We start from the raw sequence: 23,511 nt of genomic DNA, 5'->3' as shown, positions 1-23,511 counted from the left end.
AGCCAGTGCTACATCCTTACTTTTTTCTAACTATTAATTAAATCTTCAAATTCACTCTTTCCTCTAACTGGGTCAAAATCATGTTCAGTTTTCGCCTCTTCCTTAACTGCCTGATCTTGCCCGGATTTCGCAGCTAAATCAATTGCTTTTTTTAAATTGGAAACTGTATTTTCCACATCACCTCTTCGTCCATATATAGACGCCTTTCCGTAGTGGCTCCATATATATTCTTCAACTTCCAATGCCTTATCATACCATATCAATGCATCATCTAATCTATTATAGAGCTCATAATTTAGAGCCTTATTAAATCTAGCATAACCATAATCATCTTTTAATTCTAAAGCCTTTTCTATGTCTTGCATTCCATCTTCAAAACTTCCATTATAAGCTTTAGCTATCCCTCTTATATTATACCCCTTATAACTTTGAGGAAACTCTTGTATAAGTATATTAGCTTTATCTATTGTATCCTTATAGTTAAGCTCTCCAAAAAATGAGTTGTATGCCTCACTATATAAAGCTTCTTCCTTTTCTTCTAAAGCTCTTCTTATTTCTTCCTCTTCTTTCTTTATTCTCTCTCTATCTGCTATTTCTTCTGATATTATCTTCTCATTAGTTTCTTTTTCCCTTCTATTATCTATACCAACTTTAACTACCACTCCTATAGCCACAACAACTAGAATTGATAATAATATCTTTTTCACCTTTAAGCTTCCAGGTAACTTCACTCTACTCATATCTCTCACGCCTTTCTTTTTTATTATCCTAAAAAATATTATGTTTTACAAGGAATATATGTTATTCACCGTTATATTGACATATTTAGAGCATATTCTCTATATTGTTCACTCTCATCCTATAATAGAGCTTAACTTTATATAGCTTTTTATATATAATTAACAATGAAACAAATGAAAAACTATTTTTAGCTGAGGGGTCTAATATGAACATTTTATTTAAGCAAAAAGATTTTATCATGGATGTTATTTTAATTTTTATTGGATGCTTTATAGCATCTCTTGGAGTAAATCTATTCTTAACTCATGCGGAGTTATTAAGTGGTGGTGCTACTGGTATAGCTCTTATCCTTGAATACCTTACAGAATTTCAAGCTGGGTTTACTGTATTTATAATTAATTTGCCATTGTTTTTATTAAGCTATAAGAAGCTTAGTAGAGAATTTACAACCTATTCTGCTATAGGAATGGTGTCCCTTTCATTATCATTAATTATAACTAAACCACTTTCTTCATTTATTAATGTAAATGATATATTATTATATTGCATTTATGGTGGAGTATTATGCGGTATTGGCTATGGACTAATATTTCTGAGAAATGGTTCAGCTGGTGGTACAGATATTATAACTATGCTTATAAGAAAAAAATATTCAAACTTTAACATAGGTGCTGTTGGCTTTTCAATAAACTGTATTATAGTTATTATTGGTGCTATGATTTTCGGTATACCTAAAGCCCTATACACACTTATCTCAATATTCATTCAAGGTATAGTCTTAGATCAAATGCTTAAAGGATTCTCTAGTAAGAAATTAATGCTAATTCTTACTGAAAAAGAAGATGAAATAATTAAGTACATAATAAAAGATTTAAATAGAGGAGTAACTACCCTTCCTGCAAGAGGTGAATTTACCGATAGTAATAGACGTATGCTTTATTGTGTTGTTACATCTAGACAGATGGTTACATTGAAATCTAGTATTCTTGCTCGAGACCCGAAGGCTTTCATAAGTATATTAGATATATCTGAAGTAAAAGGTCATGGATTCCAAAATATTTAAAGAACAAGACAGATAATTTTTAGTTATCTGTCTTGTTTTATGCTATCTAAATATTCCTTCTGCCCTACCTCATATAAATTCTTTCCTTCACTATCAATAATGACGGTTAATGGCATATCCTTTATCTCTATTCTTCTTATTGCTTCAGCACCTAAATCCTCATAGGCTATTATCTCAGACTTAACTATACTTTTACCTATAAGTGCAGCTGCCCCACCTATTGCTCCAAAGTAAATTGCTTTATTCCTTACTATTGAATCAATTACTTCTTTATTTCTAGCTCCTTTACCTACCATTCCCTTTAAACCTAAATCTAATAATCTTGGAGTATAGGGATCCATTCTATAACTTGTTGTTGGCCCTGCAGACCCTATAACTTGTCCAGGTTTAGCTGGACTTGGTCCTACATAATATATTATTTCATTATTTATTTTTAAAGGTAGATCTTCTCCTTTTTCTAATAACTCAATTAGCCTTTTATGAGCTGCATCTCTAGCTGTATATATAACTCCTGATAATAACACACTATCTCCAGCTTTCAGCACTCTAACCTTATCCTCTGTTAATGGTGTAGTAACTTTAATATTCATAGTCTCCTCCTATAAAATAATATCCTTATGCCTTGTTGCATGACAACTTATATTAACCGCTACTGGTAAACCTGCTATATGTGTTGGATATGTTTCTATATTAAGTCCTAATGCAGTTGTTCTACCACCAAAACCTTGAGGTCCTATTCCTAATTTATTCATCTCTTCTAGCAATTCAATTTCTAAATTTCTATAAAACTCTTCCTTATTCCCTTCATTTATTGGTCTTAATAAAGCCTTCTTAGATAAGTATGCGGCTTTATCAAATGTACCACCTATTCCTACACCGACAACCATTGGCGGACATGGATTAGGTCCTGCTAACCTAACAGTTTCTATTATAAATTTCTTAACTCCCTCTAATCCATCTGCTGGCTTAAGCATACCTATCCTACTCATGTTTTCAGATCCAAATCCTTTAGGTGCAAGAGTAATCTTAACCTTGTCTCCTGCCACGATATCATAGTATATTACAGCTGGTGTATTATCCTTTGTATTTACTCTATTTATCGGATCCTTAACAACTGATTTTCTTAAATATCCTTCCTCATATCCTCTTCTAACACCTTCATTTATAGCCACTTCTACCAATCCACCTATGAAGTGAACATCTTGTCCAACTTCTAAGAATACACATGCCATACCTGTATCTTGGCACATAGGCATTTTATCATTGCAGGCAATATCATTATTTATAATAATTTTATCTAAAACATCCTCAGCAATTTTAAATGTTTCTCTTTCTTTCGAATCCTCAAGAGCTTTTTTTATATCTGACCCTATATAATAATTTGCATCTATACATAGATCTCTTATTGCATTTTCTATTTCTTTAATATGTATTTCCCTCACTATTGCACCTCCATTAATATAATAATAGTTTATTTCTTTTTGCTATTTTTTACAAGTTATAATCAATAATTATCATATTTTCATAGATTGAATATTATACTTAATTAAAAATGTATGAGGTACTAATATGAATTCAAAAAACATTTATAAGATAATAAATTTAACAATATATATACTTATTATCCTCCTATCTTTGCTAATATTTTATAACATATATTTAATTCATCAAAACAAAATAAGTGAAAATCCTCCTAATAATAGCATTAATGTATCTCCTCCAAATAGTGAAGAAAGCCTAAATTTTTAGGCTTCCTTTCTTAGTTCTCCATATTTCCTAGGAAATTATTTATTCTCATCAAAATATTTATTTATTCCACAACTAATCCCCTCAACTATTTTATTTTGATGTATATCAGTCTTTAATCTTTCTTCTTCAGCATTATTAGATATAAAACCACACTCAACAATAATAGATGCACCTTCATAGCCATCTCTTAATATTCTATATTGTTCTTTTGCTGATTTTGCTAACCTTTTATTATTATCATCAACTTTCTCTTTCAAACCATCCTGAATTAAATTGGCAAGTTTTGCACTTTTATCGTTATTTGAATACCATACTTGAGCTCCAAAACAATTTTCCTTTCCAAATTTATTTTGATGTATTGATATAAAGGCATCGCACTTAGTTTCTTTCTTCAACTTACATCTAAGATTTAAATCTTCTACCTTTTTCTTTGATAACTGAGTATCTTCATCTCTAGTCATATACACCGTATAACCATCACTTTCTAACCTTTTCTTTAACTTTTGACTAATTATAAGATTTATCTCTTTTTCAACAGTTCCATTCTTAGACTTTGCGCCCCCATCTATTCCTCCGTGTCCAGCATCTATCAATATTATACCTTTGTTCTCCTCTGCTATTACTGGTGTTGTAAAAGATAATAAAGCAATTATTAATGCACATAGTAATCTCTTTATTCTCATAATTCTTCCTCCATTCACTCAATTCATTACAGTTTTATTATGTGAATAATTTGTCCATTTATTCTATAAAAATAAACGCTATGATTAATCATAGCGTTTATAAATTAAATTAAACTAAATTGAATGATTCTCAATTACACTTTCTGTAATATTAGTTGAATGATCACCAATTCTCTCAAAGTTACTAATTAAGTCTAGGAATATTGCTCCTGCATAAGCATTACACTTTCCATCATATAATCTTTTGATATGCTTCTCTCTAAATTTCTTTTGTGATGCATTAATTCTTGATTCAATAGATTGTATTCCTCTTGCCTTTTCAACATCCCTATTTGCATAACTTTCTATAGCTAACTGTAATGCAGTCATTGTGTAGTTATATATTTCATATAACTCCTCTATAGCATCAGAACTATATGAAAGATTTTTATTTATCTTCTGGGCTGCTAAATCTGCAACATTTTTAGCGTGGTCTCCTATTCTCTCAATATCAGTAATAACATGGAATGTAGATGCTACAATACCTGCTTCTTTATCAGATAATTCACACTTTGAAAGCTTAACCAAATAGGTAGTTATTGCTTCTTCTAATACATTTATTATCTTTTCATTTTCATAAACCTTTTTAACTAACTCTTCATCCTGGCCAGTAAAAGCATTCATTGATAATTCAAGATTTTGTTTTGCCTTTGTTGCCATTCTAATAGTCTCTTTAATAACTTGTCCTGCAGCTATTACAGGGGTCTCTAAAAATCTATCATCTATGTATTTAGGTCCAACCTTCTCTATTTCATCTTCCCCTGGTATTATCTTATTAACTATTACTATTAAATATTTACTAAATGGTAATAGTAGTAATGTATTTACAATATTAAATACTGTATGTGCATTAGCTATTTGTCTACTAACATCCGGTGTCATTTCTTTTACCACTGATCCCAATATTGATAAAAAAGGTAGGAATATAATTGTTCCCACTATATTAAATATCAAATGCACTGCTGCCGCCTTATGAGCTGTTTTATTAGCCCCTACACTTGCTATCATAGCTGTAATACAAGTACCTATATTACATCCAAATATAATAGGTAATGCAATATCTATATTTATTGCTCCTGCTGTAGCTAAAGCAACTAGAATCCCAGTTGTAGCTGAAGAACTTTGTAATATAGCCGTAATAGCTGTACCCGCCACAACACCTAGTAGCCAATTATCGCCTATTGTTACTATTAGTTGTTCAAATACTGGCGAAGAAGTAAGTGGTTTCATAGCTCCACTCATTATTCCCATACCTGTAAATAAAATACCGAATCCTAGAACTATATTTCCAATTTCTTTTCTCTTTTTTCCTCTCGCAAACATAACCATAGCAGTACCAACAAATACAAAGATAGGTGCTATTTGATCAAGTTTAAATGATACTAATTGAGCTGTTATTGTAGTACCAATATTAGCTCCCATTATTATACCTGTTGCTTGTGTTAAATTCATTAATCCTGCATTTACAAACCCTACTACCATAACTGTGGTAGCACTACTACTTTGTATTACTGCAGTTACAATCACACCTACTAATGCTGATTTAAATGGATTACTTGTTACTTTCTCAAGTATTTTTTTTAACCCATCTCCAGCAGCATTTTCTAGGCCGTCTCCCATAAGCTTCATTCCATATATGAATAAACCAAGTCCACCCATTAATTTTATGATTATCATTATTGTAGATTCCAAAATCTTCTCCTCCGACTCGTTTAATGTTTACTAGACTAGTTTACTTTATTTTTAACTATTTGTTAATATATTAAACAAAGTTTTAACATGATTTTAATAAACATTTACTTCCTATTATGAGATAAAATCTTAAAAATTGAAAATACATAAAAAGAAATCCCACAACCATAAGGTTTGTGGGATTCTTGCTTCCAACAATATTATCTCTTTGAGAATTGTGGAGCTCTTCTTGCCTTCTTAAGACCGTATTTCTTTCTTTCCTTCATTCTAGGATCTCTTGTTAAGAATCCAGCCTTCTTTAATTCTGGCTTTAAAGCTTCGTCAGCCTTAACTAAAGCTCTTGTAATTCCGTGTCTGATAGCTCCAGCTTGACCTGTGAATCCACCACCATGTACGTTAACTAGTACGTCGAACTTATCTTTAGTTCCAGTTAATACTAATGGTTGATTAACTATCATTCTTAGAGTTTCTAAACCAAAGTAGTTTTCGATTTCTCTTTTATTAACAACAACCTTACCATTTCCTGGTACAAGTCTTACTCTTGCAACTGATTTCTTTCTTCTTCCAGTACCCATGTATTGAACTTTTGCCATTTATTATTCCTCCTCCCGAGCTTGTATTAGTACTTTAATTCAAGCACTTCTGGTTTTTGAGCTGCATTATCGTGTTCTGCACCTCTGTTAACTTTTAACTTCTTTAACATTTGTCTACCTAAAACACCCTTTGGAAGCATTCTTCTTACTGCTTCTTCGAAAGCGAATTCAGGCTTCTTTTCTAATACTTCTCTGTATGGAGTTTCCTTTAATCCGCCTGGATAGAAACTATGCTTTCTCATCATCTTTTGATCTAACTTCTTACCAGTTAAAACAACCTTTTCAGCATTAATTACTATAACGAAATCTCCACAGTCAACATTTGGTGTAAATGTTGGCTTGTTCTTACCTCTTAATATTGAAGCAACTTGGCTAGCTACTCTTCCTAGTGGCTTTCCAGCTGCGTCTACTACATACCATTTTCTTTCAACTTCTTGTGCTTTTGCAATGTATGATTTCATCTCTTTCCCTCCCTGAACTTACATTTTCGCTCCACTTTTTCAAGTATTGCATTTATGTCAAGACCCGGGGCTAGTGGATCTTATACACATAAATATTTCTAACAAACAAGATTATTATAATACACGCTTACGGGCGTGTCAACATTTTTTTATCTTTAATAGTAAACTTTCTCTAAAATTAATCCATTTGGTGGAACACATGGCCCTGACTTAGTTCTATCTCCACTTAATATAATATTTTCTATATCATTAGGCTCTATCTTCCCTTTTCCTACTTCAATTAAAGTACCTACTATGATTCTCACCATGTTATATAAAAATCCATCCGCAGTTATATAAACTTTTAACTCACCACAATTCCTTTCTATATATAGTTCTGATACTGTTCTAATTGATGTCTTTACAGAGCTTCCAGCTGTTCTAAATGCTTTAAAATCATGGGTCCCAACAAAATATTTGCAAGCTTCACTCATCTTATCAATGTCTAGTATATCTCTAATATGATAAGAATACTGTTTCCCTATAGCAACTTTTTCATATCTATTTATAATTGTATAGGAGTAAGTCTTACCTTTACTACAGTATCTGGCATGAAACTCCTTATCAACTTCTTCTGATTTTATGATAGCAATATCATCTGGTAACTTACTATTAATTGCTTCACGAAATTTTTCTTCAGGTATCTTACTATTCGTTACAAAATTAGCAGCCATCCCTCTTGCATGCACTCCTGCATCAGTTCTAGAACTACCAAATAAATTAACCTCTTCCCCAGTCACTTTATATATAGATTTCTCTATACTCTCTTGAATAGTCTTATTATTATTTTGTTTCTGCCATCCACCATAATTTGTTCCATCATATTCTATTATTAGCTTTATATTTCTCATTAGTTCTCCTATCTTATAAAACAAACCTTATTACAAAACTGCCAATAAATAGTATTCCAAAAATTACAAAGGCCATAAAGTCGTTTGATGAAAGTTTTAACTCTTTCATTCTAGTCCTACCTGCTCCCCCTCTATAACATCTTGCTTCCATAGCCATAGCAAGTTCATCAGCTCTTCTAAAAGAACTAATAAATAAAGGAACTAATAGTGGTATTAAACTCTTTGCCTTTTGAATTATATTTCCAGTTTCAAAATCAGCTCCTCTTGCTTTTTGAGCCTTCATTATCTTATCTGTCTCTTCAGTTAAAGTTGGAATAAATCTTAAAGCGATCGTCATCATCATAGCTAATTCGTGAGCTAATTCTTTTCCAATTGGTCTAAGTAATCTTTCTATACCATCAGTAAGTTCTATAGGTGATGTTGTTAAAGTTAATAATGAAGTACCTACTATTAGAAAAACTAACCTTAATCCCATAAATACAGCCGTTCTTACACCTTCTAAATAAATCTCTAAAAAACCTATCTGTACTAATAAAGTATCAGCTGTTCCCTTTATCATAAAAATATTTAACGCTGCTGTAAGTATTATTAAAAATAGTATTGGCTTCAGCCCTTTAAATATAAATCTTAAAGGTACCTTAGCATTAATTATAACTGCCGATAGAAATGCAACAACTAACAAATATCCTGGAAATTTATCTATAATAAATAAGGATACAATGAATAAAATAGATATTATTATTTTTGTTCTCGGATCTAACTTATGAGTAAATGATTCACCCGGTAAGTACTGTCCTATTGTTATATCTTTTAACACCTTATATTCCCCCTTATCTATTCTCACTTAATATCTGCAATAATTCTTTTTTAGCTTGTTCTATTGTGTAAGCTTCATCTGAGATATTAAAGCCTTTTTCTCTTAATGCTTTCATTAAATAAGTTACTTGCGGAACTCCAAGACCTATCTCTTCAAGAGTTTCAACTTCTCTAAACACTTCATCAGGCTTTCCTTGTAAAGCTATCTTTCCTTTATTCATTACAACAACCCTTTGTGCTATCTTAGCTACATCTTCCATACTATGACTCACCAATATTATTGTCATAGAATACTCATCATGAAGCTTTTTTATTTGATCTAAAATATCATCTCTTCCTTTTGGGTCTAACCCTGCTGTTGGTTCATCTAATATTAGAACTCTTGGCTTCATAGCAATAACACCAGCTATTGCTACTCTTCTTTTTTGACCACCGCTCAAATCAAAAGGTGATTTATCCTTATATTCTTCATAGTTAAGTCCTACCATATTCATTGCATCCTTAACTCTTATATTGATTTCTTCTTCACTCAACCCAAGATTCTTAGGTCCAAAAGCAATATCTTTTTCAATGGTTTCTTCAAAAAGTTGATATTCTGCATACTGAAATACAAGTCCAACTTTTTTCCTTATATCTGTTAATTTTACACCTTTAGCTGTAATCTCAATATCATCAACTTTTATCTTACCACTAGAGGCTTCTAAAAGCCCATTTAAGTGCTGAATTAATGTAGATTTACCTGATCCCGTATGACCTATCAGTGCAATAAATTCTCCATCATTAAATTCTATACTTACATTATCTAATGCCACCTTCTCAAAAGGACTCTTAGGCATATATACATGAGTTAAATTTTCTATCTTAATTGACATAACACATCCACCATCTCATCCACATTTAATATATCTGTATCAATATTAATACCAGATTTTTTAAGTTCATACGCAAGTTCTGTTACTTGAGGAACATCTAATCCTATTTCTTTCATTTTCTCAACTTCAGAAAATACTTCCCTTGGATTTCCCTCCATAACAATAGATCCATTATCTATAACCACAATTCTATCTCCCTGTGCCGCTTCATCCATATAGTGAGTAATTAGTACTATTGTTATTCCATAAACTTCATTTAATTCTTTAATATTCTTCATTACTTCTTTTCTTCCACTAGGATCTAGCATTGCTGTAGGCTCATCAAAAACAATACATTCAGGTTGCATAGCCAAAACCCCAGCTATAGCAACTCTTTGCTTCTGTCCACCAGAAAGCAAATGTGGTGCATGTCTCTTATATTCACTCATCCCTACCTTATCAAGACTATCATCTACACGTCTTCTTATCTCTTTAGGCTCTATACCTAAATTTTCTGGTCCAAATGCAACATCTTCTTCTACTATAGTTGCAACTAACTGGTTATCAGGATTTTGAAACACCATACCTGCTTTACTACGTATATCCCATAAATTTTTAGAATCTGAAGTATCTAATCCATCAACAAAAACAGTACCTTCACTTGGTAATAGCAATGCATTTATATGTTTTGCAACTGTTGATTTACCAGATCCATTGTGTCCTAAAATAACAAGAAATTCTCCTTTCTTGACGTCTAAATCTATACCTTTAACAGCATACTTTTCTTTGCCCTCTTCTTGAGACATATATTTATAAGTAAGCTTATCAAAAGTTATCATCTTTTCACTCATCTCTAACCTCCATGCCTATATCAAACTAAAAATTCTTCTATCCATTATACAAAAGGACTTTATTATGTAAATTCACACTATTCCTAAATTTATTATATCCTAATCTAAAGTTAACTCTATATTATTTTGAATATTATAACATTAGTCCCTCTCTATACTACATAGAAAATGTTTTTTATATTAGAAAATGGGGACTAAGTCTACACTTAATCCCCTAATTATTATACTAATTCAAGTATAACTATTTCAGCTCCGTCCCCTCTTCTAGGGCCTTTTTTATACATTCTTGTATATCCACCGTTTCTTTCAGCGTATTGTGGAGCCACATTGTCAAATAGGTTTTTAACTACTGCTTCTTCTTGAACGAAAGCTAAAACCTGTCTTCTAGCATGAAGATCTCCTCTTTTACCAAGAGTGATCATCTTTTCAGCAAGGCTTCTTGCTTCCTTAGCTCTAGTTTCAGTTGTTTCTATTTTACCATACTTTAAGAAGCTTGTTACAAGACCTCTTAGCATAGCTCTTCTTTGGTCAGTAGGACGACCTAACTTACGATAACCTGCCATGGATTTCCCTCCTTACTCGTCGTTTAGTTTTAAACTTAAGCCTAGTTCCTTAAGTTTTCTTTCTACTTCTTCTAAGGATTTCTTTCCTAAATTTCTAACCTTCATCATATCATCCATTGATCTTGTTGCAAGCTCCTGAACAGTATTGATGCCAGCTCTCTTTAAACAGTTATATGATCTAACTGATAAATCAAGTTCTTCTACAGTCATCTCTAGGACTTTTTCCTTTTTATCTTCTTCTTTTTCTATCATTATCTCAACATCATTAGCATTATCAGTTAATGACATGAATAATTTAAAATGTTCTATAAGAATTTTTGCTGATAAGCTTATAGCTTCATCAATTTTTATAGTACCATTAGTCCATATCTCTAAAGTTAACTTATCATAGTCAGTAATTTGACCAACTCTAGTATTTTCTACAGTAAAGTTAACTCTTTTAACTGGTGTGTATATTGAGTCGACAGCAATTGCAGAAATAGGTAATTCTTCACTCTTGTTTTTATTTTGAGTAACATATCCTCTTCCCTTATTTACTGTAAGTTCCATATAAAGTCTTCCGTCATTATCTAAAGTTGCAATATGTAAATCCTTATTAACAACTTCGATATCTCCATCAGTCTTAATATCAGCTCCTGTAACAACTCCAGGGCCCTTTGCATCTATATAGATAGTCTTAGGACCTTCACCATTCATTCTTAAAGCTAAGGCTTTAATATTAAGAATTAATTCTGTAACATCTTCCTTAACTCCTTGTACAGTAGAGAATTCATGAAGTACTCCATCGATTTTAACAGATGTAGTTGCAGCACCTGGTAAAGATGATAATAAAATTCTTCTTAGAGCATTACCAAGAGTAATTCCGTATCCTCTTTCAAGTGGTTCAACTACATACTTTCCATAAGTACCGTCTTCATTCGCTTCTACACATTCGATTATTGGCTTTTCAATTTCTAACATACACAAACCCTCCTTATTATTAAAATGGCAACCTTATTTTGAGGGCAACTGATTCTTATATTTGTTAAAAAGATAGAAATCTTTTTAACAAATACTAATATATTACTTGCTGTATAACTCAACAATAAGAGTTTCGTTAACTGGTACGTCGATATCTTCTCTTGCTGGTTCAGCAACTACTTTGCCTTCATAGTTTTCAACGTTTGCTTCTAACCATTTTGGTAAAGTCTTCGGATTTTCAGCAAATATCTTGAATTTCTCGCTTCCTCTGCTCTTTTCGCATACAGAAATTACGTCGTTAACAGAAACCTTATATGAAGGAATGTCAACTTTCTTGCCATTTACTAAGAAATGTCCGTGAGTAACTAACTGTCTAGCTTCACTTCTTGATGCACCGTAACCTAATCTATAAGCAACGTTATCAAGTCTTAATTCTAGTAACTTAAGTAAGTTTTCACCTGTAATACCTTTAATGTGTTCAGCTTTTTCATAGTAATTTCTGAATTGGCTTTCTAACACGCCGTATATTCTCTTAGCTTTTTGTTTTTCTCTTAATTGAACACCATAGTTTGAAACTTTCTTTTTGTTAGCTCCATGTTGTCCTGGTGCGTAGCTTCTTCTAGCAAAAGCACATTTATCTGTATAACATCTATCCCCTTTAAGGAATAGTTTCATACCTTCTCTTCTACATAATCTACATGTAGCTCCAGTATATCTTGCCATTAATTACACCTCCTGTTATGGTTGTACTAGACTCTTCTTCTTTTTGGTGGTCTACATCCATTGTGTGGGATTGGAGTAACATCTTTAATTAGAGTTACTTCTAATCCTGCCGCTTGTAGGGATCTTATAGCTGCTTCTCTACCTGCTCCTGGTCCCTTTACATAAACCTCAATGCTCTTTAAGCCATGTTCCATTGCTGTCTTAGCTGCTGTTTCAGCTGCCATTTGTGCAGCGAATGGAGTACTCTTTCTTGATCCTCTGAATCCAAGAGCACCTGCACTTGACCATGATAACGCATTTCCTGCTGCATCTGTTAAAGTAACTATTGAGTTATTGAAAGTTGACTTGATGTGTGCAGCACCATGCTCAACGTTTTTTCTTTCTTTTCTTCTTCTAGTCTTTTTAACCTTTTGAGCTGCCATTATCTTCCCTCCTTATTACTTTTTCTTATTTGCGATAGTCTTCTTAGGACCTTTTCTTGTTCTCGCATTTGTTTTAGTCTTTTGTCCTCTTACTGGAAGACCTCTTCTATGTCTAATTCCTCTATAACATCCTATTTCTGTTAATCTTTTAATGTTTAATGCAACTTCTCTTCTTAGGTCACCTTCAACATTTAATTCTTTGATATAGGTTCTGATTGCATTAACTTCATCTTCAGTTAAATCTTTAACTCTAGTATCCGGATTAATGTTAAGTTCTGCTAAAATCTTTTGAGATGTTGCTAAACCTATTCCGAATATATATGTTAGACCTATTTCAACTCTTTTTTCTCTTGGTAGGTCAATACCTGCTATTCTTGCCATTAAAATTTACACCTCCTGGTAATTAAAATGCCTTAAAAAGTCGATTTTATAGTATATAATAAAATTTTAGGTCATTAGAGAATACTCTCTATTGTCAGCCGCTCCTAAAACCTAATTATTAAATTATTGCCTATATAATCATATTTGACTTTAGTATAAAAGTCAATAAATTTTAAATGCCTTATCTGTATTTTTTGTCTAATATTATTTTATATTAGCCTTGCTTTTGCTTGTGCTTTGGATTTTCACAGATTACCATTACTCGTCCTTTTCTTCTTATAATCTTGCACTTTTCGCAAATAGGCTTAACTGATGGTCTTACTTTCATAGCTAACCCTCCTTGTATTTGTCCTGGTAGACTAATCTACCTATTTAGCTCTCCATGTAATTCTACCTCTTGTTAGATCATAAGGAGAAAGCTCTACAGTAACTTTGTCTCCTGGTAGAATTCTTATGAAGTTCATTCTTAACTTACCTGATATATGTGCTAAAATTGTATGCCCACTCTCAAGTTCAACTTGAAACATTGCATTGGGTAAAGATTCTAGTACTGTACCCTGCATTTCAATAACATCATCTTTTGACATAAGGTAATCAACCCTCCTTAACAATGCCTTTTAATTTTAGAAACCTCTTAATTTTTAAGTCCGTACCCTTATCGTTATTCACAATAGCCGATTTGATCTCTTCATCCATACTATTTATTAAACTTAAGTGTTTAAGTTTTTTCTTCTTAGGCTTTTCAAAAGTCTTCGTACAACCATTAGCTAATAGTACATACTCATCGTTTAATTGCCTAACAACAATATATAAATGATTTTTATCTCTTCCTGCTTTAGAAAGTACAACTCTTCCAATCAAGTCATTGTTTTGCAAATTCTTCACCTCGATGATTACCTTAGTATAAATCACATATTATTTCTACATGCGAATTTATAACTAAGCAACACTTTTATTTAATCAGTGTTAATATTTCGGGTCCATCTGGTAAAATTGCAACAGTATTTTCATAATGTGCAGATAGGCTTCCATCACTTGTTACAACAGTCCAATCATCTTCAAGAGTTCTGACTCTATATGATCCTATATTTATCATAGGCTCAATAGCTAATACCATTCCTGCTGAAAGTTTTGGACCTCTACCTGGTCTACCGAAATTTGGTACTTCAGGATCTTCGTGAACATTTTTGCCTATCCCGTGTCCAACGAAATCTCTTACTACTGAGAAACCTGAATCTTCTACGTAGCTTTGTATTTCATGTGAAATATCAGTCAATCTATTGCCTACTTGAGCGAACTTAATTCCCTCAAAGAAACAATCTCTTGTAACATCTATAAGTTTTTGTGCTTCTTGTGATACTTTCCCTACTGGAAAAGTTCTTGCTGCATCTCCATGGAATCCATTTAGAAGTGCTCCACAATCTACACTGATTATATCGCCCTCTTTTAGAATATAGGCTCCTGGTATTCCATGAACTACTTGCTCATTCACAGATATACATAGTGAAGAAGGAAAACCATATAACCCTTTAAAGGATGGCTTTGCTCCATGCTTAGTTATAAATTCTTCTGCAATCCTGTCTAATTCTGCAGTAGTTATACCAGGTTTAACTTTCTCTTCCACTAATAGTAGTGTTTCTGCTACAATTCGGCCGGCATCACGCATTAGGTCGATTTCATGATTATTTTTAATAATAATCATTACTTGTCGCTCCCTAATATATCGCAAATACCTTCAAAAACCTCATTAATAGCTTTTGTTCCATCTACTATTGAAAGTAAGTTCTTATCTTTATAGAAATCAATTAGCGGCTGCGTTTGTCTTTCATATACGTCAAGTCTTTCCTTTACAGTTTCTTCAGTATCATCCTTTCTTTGAACGACATCAGATCCGCAAAGTTCACATTTACCTTCAACTGGTGGGTTGAATTTAACATGATAACTTGCACCACATGATGGACATACTCTTCTTCCAGTCATTCTTTCAAGAATAAAATCTCTAGGAACTTCAATTAATAAAGCAGTATCTAAAGATTCATCTATATTTTTTAAGAAATCTTGAAGTGCTTCAGCTTGATTTACCGTTCTTGGGAAACCATCTAATAGATATCCTTGTTTACAATCTTCTTGTTGAAGTCTATCCTTAACCATATCTATAGTCACTTCATCAGGAACTAATTGTCCGTTATCTATATACTTCTTAGCTTCTACTCCAAGTGGTGTATTTTCTGAAATATTCTTTCTGAAAATATCACCAGTTGAAATATGTGGTATGGAGTATCTATTACTAATTGATTTTGCCTGTGTTCCTTTTCCTGCTCCAGGAGGACCTAATAATATAATCTTCACGGGCATCATCTCCATTTTCAAATCTATTTAAGGAATCCTTCATAGTGACGCATAACCATTTGAGATTCAAGTTGCCTTGAAAAATCAAGTGCTACACCAATAACTATCAATACCGCTGTTGCTCCGAAGGATATTTGTTCAAATGCTGAGTATTGTGCTATTAATATAGGTATTACAGCTAAAACTGCTGCAAATAAGCCTCCTATTATAGATACTCTAGCTAATACCTTCTCAAAGAATTCTGTTGTTGGCTCTCCTGGTCTTATTCCTGGTACAAACCCTGCAGATTTATTTAAGTTCTCTGCCATTTCATCAGGTTTTAATGTAACTTCGTTATAGAACCAAGTGAAGAATACTGTTAATACAGCATATATTACTGGATACATCCATGTACTCTTATTAAATATACTGTAAGGACTATTTAATATCCAATCAGACCAACTTCTTCCTGGGAAGAAGTTCGCTATTGCTTCTGGGAATCCCATAACAGACATTGCAAATATTATTGCTATTACTGCTGCACTTATAATGCTAAGCGGGATATGAGTTGATTGTCCCTTCATCATTTTATTACCTACAGCTTTTCCTGCATATTGCACTGGTATTCTTCTCTCAGCTAAGCTGAAGAAAATTGCCACTGCAACAAGAGCAATTGCACCTACAAAGAATAGTGTTAATTCTACGATAGTTACTGTACCAGCATCTTCCATCTGTAGTAACCTACCTATTGTCATTGGTAATCTTGAAATTATATTTATAAAGATTAAAATTGATGTACCATTTCCAAAACCTTTTACAGTAATTTGATCTCCTAACCAAATACAGAATGTGGATCCTACTACTAACGATAGTACAACTATAGCAAACTCAAATGACGTTATTCCTGCAGCTCCGCCTTTTTGGGCAAGAGATGCTCCCATACCAAATGCAGTTATTACAGCAATAACAATTGCCACATAACGTGTTGCATTTTGTATCTTCTTTCTACCTTCCTGACCTTCTTTTTGAAGTTGCTCCAAGGATGGTATAGCAATTGTTAACAACTGCATTATTATAGAAGCATTAATGTATGGCATAACACCAAGTGCTAGTATACTAAAATTACTGAAAGCTCCACCAGATATTAAATCATAGAAACCAAGTAACCCAGATTGAGTAGCTTCTTTTAGGAAGTCTGAATTCATTCCAGGAACAGGAATATGAGTTCCTATCCTGAAAATTGCAACTAATGCTAGCGTCCAATAAAACTTTTTCCTCAATTCTGGAACCTTCCAGGCATTACGTAGGGTTGATAGCATTATTAAATCACCTCAACTTTTCCTCCAGCTGCTTCGATTTTCTCTACTGCAGATTTTGAAAGCTTACAGCCTTTAACTGTTAAGCTCTTTTCTAAGTTTCCGTTTCCTAAGATCTTAACTCCGTCCATAACCTTACTTATAACTCTAGTTTCAAGTAAAACTTCTGGAGTAATTTCTGTTCCGTTTTCAAACATATTTAATCTATCAACGTTTATGCTAACAATCTTCTTAGCAAATATATTTGTAAACCCTCTCTTTGGAAGTCTTCTGTATAGAGGCATTTGACCCCCTTCAAATCCAGGTCTAACTCCACCGCCTGATCTAGCGTTTTGTCCCTTTTCACCTTTACCAGCGTTTCTTCCTAAACCAGAACCTGTACCTCTACCAACTCTTTTTGGAGCCTTTCTGCTACCTGCTGCTGGCTTTAATTCATGAAGTTTCATACTCAGTGCACCTCCTCTGTTTTATATTTCTTCTACCTTTAATAAGTAGTCTATTTTTTTAATCATACCTTGTATTTGAGGAGTACCCTCATGTTCTACTGTTTTACCGATCTTCTTAAGTCCAAGGGCATTTGCAGTAGCTATGTGAGCCTTCTTTCTTCCGATTAAGCTCTTTACTAAAGTAACTTTTAACTTTGCCATTACAAATTCCCTCCTAACCTAAAATCTCTTCAACAGATTTTCCTCTTAATTTAGCTATATCTTCAGCTGTTCTTAAGTTTGCTAATCCGTTAATTGTAGCGTTAACCATGTTTCTTGGATTGTTTGAACCAAGTGACTTAGCTCTAACATCCTTTAATCCTGCTAGTTCAAGTACTGATCTTGCTGGACCTCCAGCAATAACTCCTGTACCTTCCTTAGCTGGCATTATAAGAACCTTACCAGTTCCGAAAGTTCCATATATTTCATGAGGAACAGTTGTTCCAACCATTGCAACTTTAACTAAGTTCTTCTTAGCATCTTCTATTCCTTTTCTAATTGCTACTGGGATTTCGATAGACTTACCCATACCAACGCCAACGTGTCCGTTCTCGTCACCGACAACAACAAGTGCGCTGAATCTGAAGTTTCTACCACCCTTAACAACCTTAGTAACTCTGTTTATATAAACAACCTTTTCTTTAAGGTCTAGTGTACTAGGATCGATTCTCATTTATTTCCCTCCTTATTTATTAGAACTTTAAGCCTGCTTCTCTAGCAGCTTCAGCTAATTGTTGTACTCTACCGTGGTAAATGTATCCACCTCTGTCAAATACAACTTCAGTAACTCCCTTGTCAAGAGCCTTCTTAGCAACTAGTTCTCCTACTAATTTAGCTCCTTCTTTGTTTCCGCCCTTAGCTGCGAAATCTTTTTCTAAGCTTGAAGCAGCAACTATAGTTACAGCATTTATATCATCTATTATTTGTGCATATATATTCTTTTCACTTCTGTATACTGAAAGTCTTGGTCTTTCAGGAGTACCGAAAACTTTCTTACGGACTCTAAGGTGACGTCTTAGTCTCTTTGTTTTTCTGTCAGCCTTCTTGAACATAAAGCTCACTCCTTTCTATTATTTCTTACCAGTTTTACCTTCTTTACGTCTGATAACTTCGCCTTCGAACTTAATACCCTTACCTTTATATGGTTCTGGCTTTCTCCAACGTCTTATATCAGCAGCTTGTGCTCCAACTATTTGCTTATCGATTCCCTTGATTACAACCTTAGTTGCAGCAGGAGTTTCAAAAGTAATTCCTTCCATTGGTTCTACTTCAACTGGATGAGAGAATCCAAGGTTCATTACAAGCTTAGTTCCTTGTAATTGAGCTCTATAACCAACACCAACTAAATCTAAAGTCTTTTGGTAACCTTCATTAACTCCAACTACCATGTTGTTAATAAGTGCTCTTGTTAATCCGTGAAGAGCTCTGTGCTCTTTTACATCACTAGGTCTAGTTACAACTACTTCGTTGTTTTCAACCGCTATATTAATGTCTTTGTGCATAGCTTTTACTAGTTCGCCTTTTGGGCCCTTAACTGTAACAACATTATCTGCTGCTATAGCTACAGTTACACCAGCAGGTATAGCTATTGGTAATCTACCAACTCTTGACATAATTGCACCTCCTGTATTTCTTGTCGTACATTTATTTGATCTATTTACTTAGTTATTTTCTACTTAAGATATTACCAAACGTAGCAAAGTACTTCTCCACCTAATCCCATCTTTCTAGCTTCTCTATCAACCATAAGTCCGTTAGAAGTTGAAATTACAGCGATTCCTAATCCATTAAGAACCTTTGGAGTTTCATCTTTTTTACAGTAAACTCTTAATCCTGGCTTAGATATTCTCTTGATACCAGTTATAACTCTTTCTTTGTTTGATCCATACTTAAGAGCAATTCTTAGCATTGGAACAACTCCATCATTGTATTCATCAATTTCTTTGATGTATCCTTCTTGTAATAATATATTTGCAACGGCCTTCTTAACATTTGAAGAAGGTACCTCTACTACTTCATGTCTCACAGCATTTGCGTTTCTGATACGTGTTAGCAAATCTGCTATAGGATCTGTCATAACCATTTAATGTGCCTCCTTTCGCTATAACTTCGATATTACCAGCTTGCCTTCTTACAGCCAGGGATTTGACCCTTGTAAGCAAGTTCTCTAAAACAAATACGGCAAATACCGAATTTTTTAAGTACTGAATGTGGTCTTCCACATATTCTACATCTTGTATAAGCTCTTGTTTGATATTTAGGGGTTTTATTCCACTTTTCAATAATAGCCTTACGTGCCACGGTTTTCCCTCCTTATTATTGAGCGAATGGCATTCCAAGGAATCTTAATAATTCTCTTGCTTCTTCGTCAGTTTTAGCTGTTGTTACGAAGATTATATCCATTCCTCTTACTTTATCGATCTTATCGTACTCTATTTCCGGGAATATTAATTGTTCCTTAATTCCTAGGGAATAGTTTCCTCTTCCATCAAATGCTTTACTAGAAACACCTCTGAAATCTCTAACTCTAGGTAAAGCGATTGACATTAGCTTATCAGCAAATTCATACATCTTTGCCTTTCTTAATGTAACCTTACATCCTAAAGCCATGTTCTCTCTTATCTTAAAGTTAGCAATTGATTTCTTTGATCTTGTTAATATTGGCTTTTGACCAGCGATTAAAGTTAAGTCGCTAACTGCTGATTCTAATACTTTTTGATTTTCCTTAGCTTCTCCAACACCCATATTGATTACTATCTTTTCAAGTTTTGGAACTTCCATTACGTTTTTATATCCGAACTTTTCAATCATTGCTGATATAATTTCTTTTTCATACTTCTCTTGAAGTCTTGTCATATTGAGTTACCTCCTTTCAGAATCTAGAATGTTTCTCCACATTTCTTGCATACTCTAATCTTAGCTCCGTCTTCTAATAACTTATTGCTGATTCTAGTAGCAGTCTTGCACTTTGTACAATATAACATTACCTTTGAGCTGTTTATAGCAGCTTCTCTTTCTATAATAGCACTTTCAGCTTGGTTCTTAGTAGCCTTTTGGTGCTTCTTAACTATGTTAACGCCTTGAACAAGGACTTTTCCTGTCTTTGGATAAACTTTTAAAACTTCTCCAGTTTTACCTTTATCTTTTCCTGAAATAACCACAACTGTGTCGTTCTTTCTTACATGTACCTTCAAGTTAGACACCTCCTCTATTATAGAACTTCAGGTGCTAATGATAATATCTTATTGAATTCTTTATCTCTTAGCTCCCTTGCAACTGGCCCGAAAATACGAGTTCCTCTTGGTTGCTTATCATCTTTTATTATAACTGCAGCATTCTCATCAAACTTAATGTATGAACCATCTGCTCTTCTTAATCCCTTTACAGATCTAACTATAACAGCTTTTACTACGTCACCTTTTTTAACAACTCCACCTGGTGTTGCACTTTTAACGCTAGCAACTATTACATCTCCAATGTTACCGAACTTTCTTTTAGATCCGCCTAAAACTCTGATACACATTATTTCTTTAGCACCTGAGTTATCTGCTACCTTTAATAAGGTTTGTTGTTGTATCATTGAATTACCCTCCTTTCAGTCCTTAAAAGCTATTTAGCTTTTTCAACTATTTCAACAAGTCTCCATCTCTTATCTTTAGATAATGGTCTAGTCTCCATTATTAACACTCTATCATTAACGTTAGCTTCATTATTTTCATCATGAGCCTTAAACTTAGTAGTTCTATTAACTGTTTTTCCGTATAGTGGATGTCTTACCTTAGTTTCAACAGCAACTACGATAGTTTTATCCATTTTGTCAGAAACAACTCTACCAATTCTTTTCTTTCTTAGTCCTCTTTCTTCCATTAAAGAATACCTCCTTCCAGATTACTGTTGAACCTTTAGCTCTTCTTCTCTTAAGATGGTTTTTATTTGGGCTATAGATTTCTTCACTTCTCTTATTCTCATAGGATTTTCTAATTGTCCTGTAGCTAATTGGAATCTTAAGTTGAATAACTCAGCTTTAAGATCTCCTAATTTTGCTGTTAAATCTTGAGGATTATTTGCTCTTAACTCTTTTAATTCTCTAGCCTTCATTATTCTTCACCACCCATTTCCTCAAAATCTCTTCTTGTAACGAACTTAGTCTTTACAGGAAGTTTGTGTGATGCAAGTCTCATTGCTTCTCTTGCAACTTCTTCATTTACTCCTGATAATTCGAATAGAACTCTACCAGGCTTAATTACTGCTACCCAATATTCTGGTGAACCTTTACCTGAACCCATTCTTGTTTCAGCTGGTTTTTCAGTAACTGGCTTATCTGGGAAAATCTTTATCCAAAGTTTTCCACCTCTTCTGATATATCTATTAATTGCAATTCTCGCAGATTCTATCTGATTGCTTGTAATCCAACCGCAAGTAGTAGCTTGAATACCGAAATCTCCGTAAGCAAGGAAATTCCCTCTTGTAGCCTTACCTTTCATTCTACCACGTTGTACCTTACGATGCTTTACTCTTTTAGGCATTAACATGATCTATTCCTCCTTTCTTATGCGTTCGCTTCTTCCTTCTCAACCTTTTTAGTTGGAAGTACTTCTCCATTATAAACCCAAACCTTAACTCCGATCTTACCGTAAGTTGTGTCTGCTTCAGCAAAACCATAATCTATGTCTGCTCTTAATGTTTGTAGTGGAATTGTTCCTTCATTGTATTGTTCTGTTCTAGCTATTTCTGCTCCACCAAGTCTTCCTGCACAAGCAGTCTTAACACCCTTTACTCCGTGCTTCATAGCTCTTTGTATAGTTTGCTTCATAGCTCTTCTGAATGAGATTCTCTTTTCTAATTGTGCAGCAATATTTTCTGCCATTAATTGAGCATCTGCTTCAGCATTCTTAACTTCAACTATGTTGATTAAGATGTTTTTTCCACTTATAATCTTAGCTAATTTAACCTTTAAAGCTTCGATTCCTGATCCACCTTTGCCGATTACAACACCAGGTTTTGCAGTGTGTATATTTAACTTTACTCTTTTAGCAGCTCTTTCAATTTCGATCTTTGAAATTCCTGCTGAGAAAAGCTCCTTTTTAACGAATTCTCTTATCTTGTTATCTTCGATTAGGTTATCAGCAAAATCTTTTTTATTTGCATACCACTTTGAATCCCAATCCTTGATAACGCCTACTCTAAGTCCGTGAGGATGTACTTTTTGACCCACTTATTTTCCCTCCTTCTCTAAGCTCTTTCTTTAACCACTATTGTGATATGGCTTGTTTTTTTAAGTATTTTAAATGCTTTACCATGATCCATTGGTCTAAATCTCTTTAGTGTTGGACCTTGACCACAAAATGCATCTGATACATATAACTTATCAGTATCAAGAGCAAAATTGTTTTCTGCGTTAGCAACAGCTGACTTTAATACTTTGTTAATAACTACTGCCGCTTCTCTTGGAGTATATTGTAAAATAGCGAAAGCTTCTTTAACATTCTTTCCTCTTATTAAATCAAGAACAACTCCTACTTTAATTGGAGACATTCTTACATACTTAGCTATAGCTCTAGCTTCCATTTATGTTCCTCCTTTCCAGGCTACTGTATTATCTCTTTGATTTCTTATCTGTATCCACGTGACCCTTATAAGTTCTTGTTAATGCGAACTCTCCAAGCTTGTGTCCAACCATATCTTCTGATATATATACAGGAACATGCTTTCTTCCATCGTGAACAGCAATTGTATGACCTATCATTTGTGGGAATATTGTTGAAGATCTTGACCAAGTCTTAACAACCTTCTTTTCTCCACTTGCATTCATTTCTTCTACCTTTTTTAATAATCCTTCATGGATAAAAGGTCCTTTTTTAGTTGATCTACTCACTAGCACTGCCTCCCTTCATTAACATACAT

39 protein-coding genes are annotated in these 23,511 nt (G+C 33.5%); 1 reads left to right on the top strand and 38 read right to left on the bottom strand.

Translation table 11 applies throughout. The features are described 5' to 3' along the window. Positions 1 to 26: 26 nt before the first annotated feature. Entirely contained in the window at positions 27 to 740 is a 714-nt protein-coding gene (locus tag ACSYT2_RS15175) for a tetratricopeptide repeat protein (protein ID WP_438385113.1), read from the bottom strand. A gap of 206 nt (positions 741 to 946) precedes the next feature. Here ACSYT2_RS15175 and ACSYT2_RS15170 point away from each other — a divergent pair, with 206 nt between their 5' ends. Next, entirely contained in the window at positions 947 to 1,804 is an 858-nt protein-coding gene (locus ACSYT2_RS15170; protein ID WP_430857725.1) for a YitT family protein, read from the top strand. A gap of 23 nt (positions 1,805 to 1,827) precedes the next feature. Here ACSYT2_RS15170 and ACSYT2_RS15165 read toward each other — a convergent pair whose 3' ends face one another. From ACSYT2_RS15165 to rpsS, 37 genes are all read right to left on the bottom strand, one after another. Next, positions 1,828 to 2,394, bottom strand: a complete 567-nt coding sequence (locus ACSYT2_RS15165) for a Fe-S-containing hydro-lyase (RefSeq protein WP_430857726.1) — start codon at positions 2,392 to 2,394, stop codon at positions 1,828 to 1,830. Between the two features lie 9 nt (positions 2,395 to 2,403). Next, complete coding sequence (locus tag ACSYT2_RS15160; protein ID WP_430857727.1) at positions 2,404 to 3,246, bottom strand: fumarate hydratase; 843 nt, start codon at positions 3,244 to 3,246, stop codon at positions 2,404 to 2,406. A 342-nt stretch (positions 3,247 to 3,588) separates the two neighbouring features. Then, positions 3,589 to 4,236: an N-acetylmuramoyl-L-alanine amidase gene (locus ACSYT2_RS15155; protein ID WP_438385112.1), complete on the bottom strand. Its 648-nt coding sequence runs from the start codon at positions 4,234 to 4,236 to the stop codon at positions 3,589 to 3,591. A 114-nt stretch (positions 4,237 to 4,350) separates the two neighbouring features. Further along, entirely contained in the window at positions 4,351 to 5,952 is a 1,602-nt protein-coding gene (locus ACSYT2_RS15150) for a Na/Pi cotransporter family protein (RefSeq protein WP_430857813.1), read from the bottom strand. A 215-nt stretch (positions 5,953 to 6,167) separates the two neighbouring features. After that, on the bottom strand, positions 6,168 to 6,560 hold the full coding sequence (gene rpsI / locus ACSYT2_RS15145) for a 30S ribosomal protein S9 (protein WP_430857729.1): 393 nt from the start codon (positions 6,558 to 6,560) through the stop codon (positions 6,168 to 6,170). Between the two features lie 26 nt (positions 6,561 to 6,586). Further along, positions 6,587 to 7,021 carry a 50S ribosomal protein L13 gene (rplM, locus tag ACSYT2_RS15140; protein ID WP_430857730.1) on the bottom strand — a complete coding sequence of 145 codons (435 nt, stop codon included), beginning with the start codon at positions 7,019 to 7,021 and terminating at the stop codon, positions 6,587 to 6,589. Positions 7,022 to 7,176: 155 nt separating this feature from the next. Beyond that, positions 7,177 to 7,911 (bottom strand): tRNA pseudouridine(38-40) synthase TruA, encoded by a 735-nt coding sequence (truA, locus tag ACSYT2_RS15135; protein WP_430857731.1) that lies wholly within the window; start codon positions 7,909 to 7,911, stop codon positions 7,177 to 7,179. Positions 7,912 to 7,924: 13 nt separating this feature from the next. Further along, the gene (locus tag ACSYT2_RS15130) at positions 7,925 to 8,728 is read right to left on the bottom strand and encodes an energy-coupling factor transporter transmembrane component T family protein (protein ID WP_430857732.1); all 804 of its coding nucleotides are present in this window, start codon (positions 8,726 to 8,728) and stop codon (positions 7,925 to 7,927) included. A 13-nt stretch (positions 8,729 to 8,741) separates the two neighbouring features. Further along, positions 8,742 to 9,599 (bottom strand): energy-coupling factor transporter ATPase, encoded by an 858-nt coding sequence (locus tag ACSYT2_RS15125; protein ID WP_430857733.1) that lies wholly within the window; start codon positions 9,597 to 9,599, stop codon positions 8,742 to 8,744. Continuing rightward, a complete protein-coding gene (locus ACSYT2_RS15120) occupies positions 9,584 to 10,429 on the bottom strand; it encodes an energy-coupling factor transporter ATPase (RefSeq protein WP_438385111.1) in 846 nt (281 codons plus the stop codon). Before ACSYT2_RS15120 ends, ACSYT2_RS15125 begins: the two co-directional genes overlap by 16 nt. A gap of 221 nt (positions 10,430 to 10,650) precedes the next feature. Further along, a complete protein-coding gene (gene rplQ / locus ACSYT2_RS15115) occupies positions 10,651 to 10,992 on the bottom strand; it encodes a 50S ribosomal protein L17 (RefSeq protein ID WP_430857735.1) in 342 nt (113 codons plus the stop codon). Between the two features lie 12 nt (positions 10,993 to 11,004). Then, entirely contained in the window at positions 11,005 to 11,952 is a 948-nt protein-coding gene (locus ACSYT2_RS15110; RefSeq protein WP_430857736.1) for a DNA-directed RNA polymerase subunit alpha, read from the bottom strand. 102 nt (positions 11,953 to 12,054) lie between these two features. After that, positions 12,055 to 12,675, bottom strand: coding sequence for a 30S ribosomal protein S4 (gene rpsD / locus ACSYT2_RS15105; RefSeq protein ID WP_430857737.1), 621 nt, complete (start codon positions 12,673 to 12,675; stop codon positions 12,055 to 12,057). Between the two features lie 26 nt (positions 12,676 to 12,701). Next, positions 12,702 to 13,097, bottom strand: a complete 396-nt coding sequence (gene rpsK, locus ACSYT2_RS15100) for a 30S ribosomal protein S11 (RefSeq protein ID WP_430857738.1) — start codon at positions 13,095 to 13,097, stop codon at positions 12,702 to 12,704. Between the two features lie 15 nt (positions 13,098 to 13,112). Next, on the bottom strand, positions 13,113 to 13,478 hold the full coding sequence (gene rpsM / locus ACSYT2_RS15095; RefSeq protein ID WP_430857739.1) for a 30S ribosomal protein S13: 366 nt from the start codon (positions 13,476 to 13,478) through the stop codon (positions 13,113 to 13,115). Between the two features lie 214 nt (positions 13,479 to 13,692). Beyond that, the gene (gene rpmJ, locus ACSYT2_RS15090; protein ID WP_003448032.1) at positions 13,693 to 13,806 is read right to left on the bottom strand and encodes a 50S ribosomal protein L36; all 114 of its coding nucleotides are present in this window, start codon (positions 13,804 to 13,806) and stop codon (positions 13,693 to 13,695) included. Between the two features lie 40 nt (positions 13,807 to 13,846). Continuing rightward, positions 13,847 to 14,065 carry a translation initiation factor IF-1 gene (infA, locus tag ACSYT2_RS15085; protein ID WP_310939275.1) on the bottom strand — a complete coding sequence of 73 codons (219 nt, stop codon included), beginning with the start codon at positions 14,063 to 14,065 and terminating at the stop codon, positions 13,847 to 13,849. Positions 14,066 to 14,072: 7 nt separating this feature from the next. Next, the gene (locus ACSYT2_RS15080) at positions 14,073 to 14,354 is read right to left on the bottom strand and encodes a hypothetical protein (protein ID WP_430857740.1); all 282 of its coding nucleotides are present in this window, start codon (positions 14,352 to 14,354) and stop codon (positions 14,073 to 14,075) included. Between the two features lie 76 nt (positions 14,355 to 14,430). Further along, positions 14,431 to 15,180, bottom strand: coding sequence for a type I methionyl aminopeptidase (gene map / locus ACSYT2_RS15075; protein ID WP_430857741.1), 750 nt, complete (start codon positions 15,178 to 15,180; stop codon positions 14,431 to 14,433). Beyond that, positions 15,180 to 15,827 (bottom strand): adenylate kinase, encoded by a 648-nt coding sequence (locus tag ACSYT2_RS15070; protein WP_430857742.1) that lies wholly within the window; start codon positions 15,825 to 15,827, stop codon positions 15,180 to 15,182. The genes map and ACSYT2_RS15070 overlap by 1 nt, the downstream gene beginning before the upstream one ends. Before the next feature lie 23 nt (positions 15,828 to 15,850). Beyond that, positions 15,851 to 17,125 (bottom strand): preprotein translocase subunit SecY, encoded by a 1,275-nt coding sequence (gene secY / locus ACSYT2_RS15065; RefSeq protein ID WP_430857743.1) that lies wholly within the window; start codon positions 17,123 to 17,125, stop codon positions 15,851 to 15,853. 2 nt (positions 17,126 to 17,127) lie between these two features. Then, positions 17,128 to 17,568, bottom strand: coding sequence for a 50S ribosomal protein L15 (rplO, locus tag ACSYT2_RS15060; protein ID WP_430857744.1), 441 nt, complete (start codon positions 17,566 to 17,568; stop codon positions 17,128 to 17,130). Positions 17,569 to 17,589: 21 nt separating this feature from the next. Beyond that, positions 17,590 to 17,769: a 50S ribosomal protein L30 gene (rpmD, locus tag ACSYT2_RS15055; protein ID WP_430857745.1), complete on the bottom strand. Its 180-nt coding sequence runs from the start codon at positions 17,767 to 17,769 to the stop codon at positions 17,590 to 17,592. 13 nt (positions 17,770 to 17,782) lie between these two features. After that, positions 17,783 to 18,280, bottom strand: a complete 498-nt coding sequence (gene rpsE, locus ACSYT2_RS15050; protein WP_430857746.1) for a 30S ribosomal protein S5 — start codon at positions 18,278 to 18,280, stop codon at positions 17,783 to 17,785. Positions 18,281 to 18,299: 19 nt separating this feature from the next. Then, the gene (rplR, locus tag ACSYT2_RS15045; RefSeq protein WP_430857747.1) at positions 18,300 to 18,659 is read right to left on the bottom strand and encodes a 50S ribosomal protein L18; all 360 of its coding nucleotides are present in this window, start codon (positions 18,657 to 18,659) and stop codon (positions 18,300 to 18,302) included. Positions 18,660 to 18,677: 18 nt separating this feature from the next. Continuing rightward, complete coding sequence (rplF, locus tag ACSYT2_RS15040) at positions 18,678 to 19,220, bottom strand: 50S ribosomal protein L6 (RefSeq protein ID WP_430857748.1); 543 nt, start codon at positions 19,218 to 19,220, stop codon at positions 18,678 to 18,680. 71 nt (positions 19,221 to 19,291) lie between these two features. After that, a complete protein-coding gene (gene rpsH, locus ACSYT2_RS15035) occupies positions 19,292 to 19,690 on the bottom strand; it encodes a 30S ribosomal protein S8 (RefSeq protein WP_430857749.1) in 399 nt (132 codons plus the stop codon). A 32-nt stretch (positions 19,691 to 19,722) separates the two neighbouring features. After that, on the bottom strand, positions 19,723 to 19,908 hold the full coding sequence (locus tag ACSYT2_RS15030) for a type Z 30S ribosomal protein S14 (protein WP_430857750.1): 186 nt from the start codon (positions 19,906 to 19,908) through the stop codon (positions 19,723 to 19,725). Between the two features lie 15 nt (positions 19,909 to 19,923). After that, entirely contained in the window at positions 19,924 to 20,463 is a 540-nt protein-coding gene (gene rplE, locus ACSYT2_RS15025) for a 50S ribosomal protein L5 (RefSeq protein ID WP_430857751.1), read from the bottom strand. Positions 20,464 to 20,486: 23 nt separating this feature from the next. Then, entirely contained in the window at positions 20,487 to 20,801 is a 315-nt protein-coding gene (gene rplX / locus ACSYT2_RS15020; RefSeq protein WP_430857752.1) for a 50S ribosomal protein L24, read from the bottom strand. 17 nt (positions 20,802 to 20,818) lie between these two features. After that, complete coding sequence (gene rplN, locus ACSYT2_RS15015; protein WP_430857753.1) at positions 20,819 to 21,187, bottom strand: 50S ribosomal protein L14; 369 nt, start codon at positions 21,185 to 21,187, stop codon at positions 20,819 to 20,821. 29 nt (positions 21,188 to 21,216) lie between these two features. Continuing rightward, the gene (gene rpsQ, locus ACSYT2_RS15010) at positions 21,217 to 21,474 is read right to left on the bottom strand and encodes a 30S ribosomal protein S17 (RefSeq protein WP_430857754.1); all 258 of its coding nucleotides are present in this window, start codon (positions 21,472 to 21,474) and stop codon (positions 21,217 to 21,219) included. A gap of 21 nt (positions 21,475 to 21,495) precedes the next feature. Then, positions 21,496 to 21,705, bottom strand: a complete 210-nt coding sequence (gene rpmC / locus ACSYT2_RS15005) for a 50S ribosomal protein L29 (RefSeq protein ID WP_430857755.1) — start codon at positions 21,703 to 21,705, stop codon at positions 21,496 to 21,498. Then, positions 21,705 to 22,139, bottom strand: coding sequence for a 50S ribosomal protein L16 (gene rplP / locus ACSYT2_RS15000; RefSeq protein WP_430857756.1), 435 nt, complete (start codon positions 22,137 to 22,139; stop codon positions 21,705 to 21,707). The genes rpmC and rplP overlap by 1 nt, the downstream gene beginning before the upstream one ends. Positions 22,140 to 22,156: 17 nt before the next feature. Beyond that, a complete protein-coding gene (gene rpsC / locus ACSYT2_RS14995; RefSeq protein ID WP_430857757.1) occupies positions 22,157 to 22,822 on the bottom strand; it encodes a 30S ribosomal protein S3 in 666 nt (221 codons plus the stop codon). Between the two features lie 17 nt (positions 22,823 to 22,839). Continuing rightward, positions 22,840 to 23,175 carry a 50S ribosomal protein L22 gene (gene rplV, locus ACSYT2_RS14990; RefSeq protein WP_430857758.1) on the bottom strand — a complete coding sequence of 112 codons (336 nt, stop codon included), beginning with the start codon at positions 23,173 to 23,175 and terminating at the stop codon, positions 22,840 to 22,842. Between the two features lie 28 nt (positions 23,176 to 23,203). Beyond that, positions 23,204 to 23,482 carry a 30S ribosomal protein S19 gene (gene rpsS, locus ACSYT2_RS14985; RefSeq protein ID WP_430857759.1) on the bottom strand — a complete coding sequence of 93 codons (279 nt, stop codon included), beginning with the start codon at positions 23,480 to 23,482 and terminating at the stop codon, positions 23,204 to 23,206. Between the last annotated feature and the right edge of the window lie 29 nt (positions 23,483 to 23,511).

The organism is Clostridium zhoujianii, assembly GCF_051590805.1.
In the GTDB taxonomy this organism is placed as follows: domain Bacteria; phylum Bacillota; class Clostridia; order Clostridiales; family Clostridiaceae; genus Clostridium.
The sequence above is the reverse complement of the archived record's forward strand: the minus strand, read 5'-3'. Positions and strand labels throughout refer to the sequence as shown.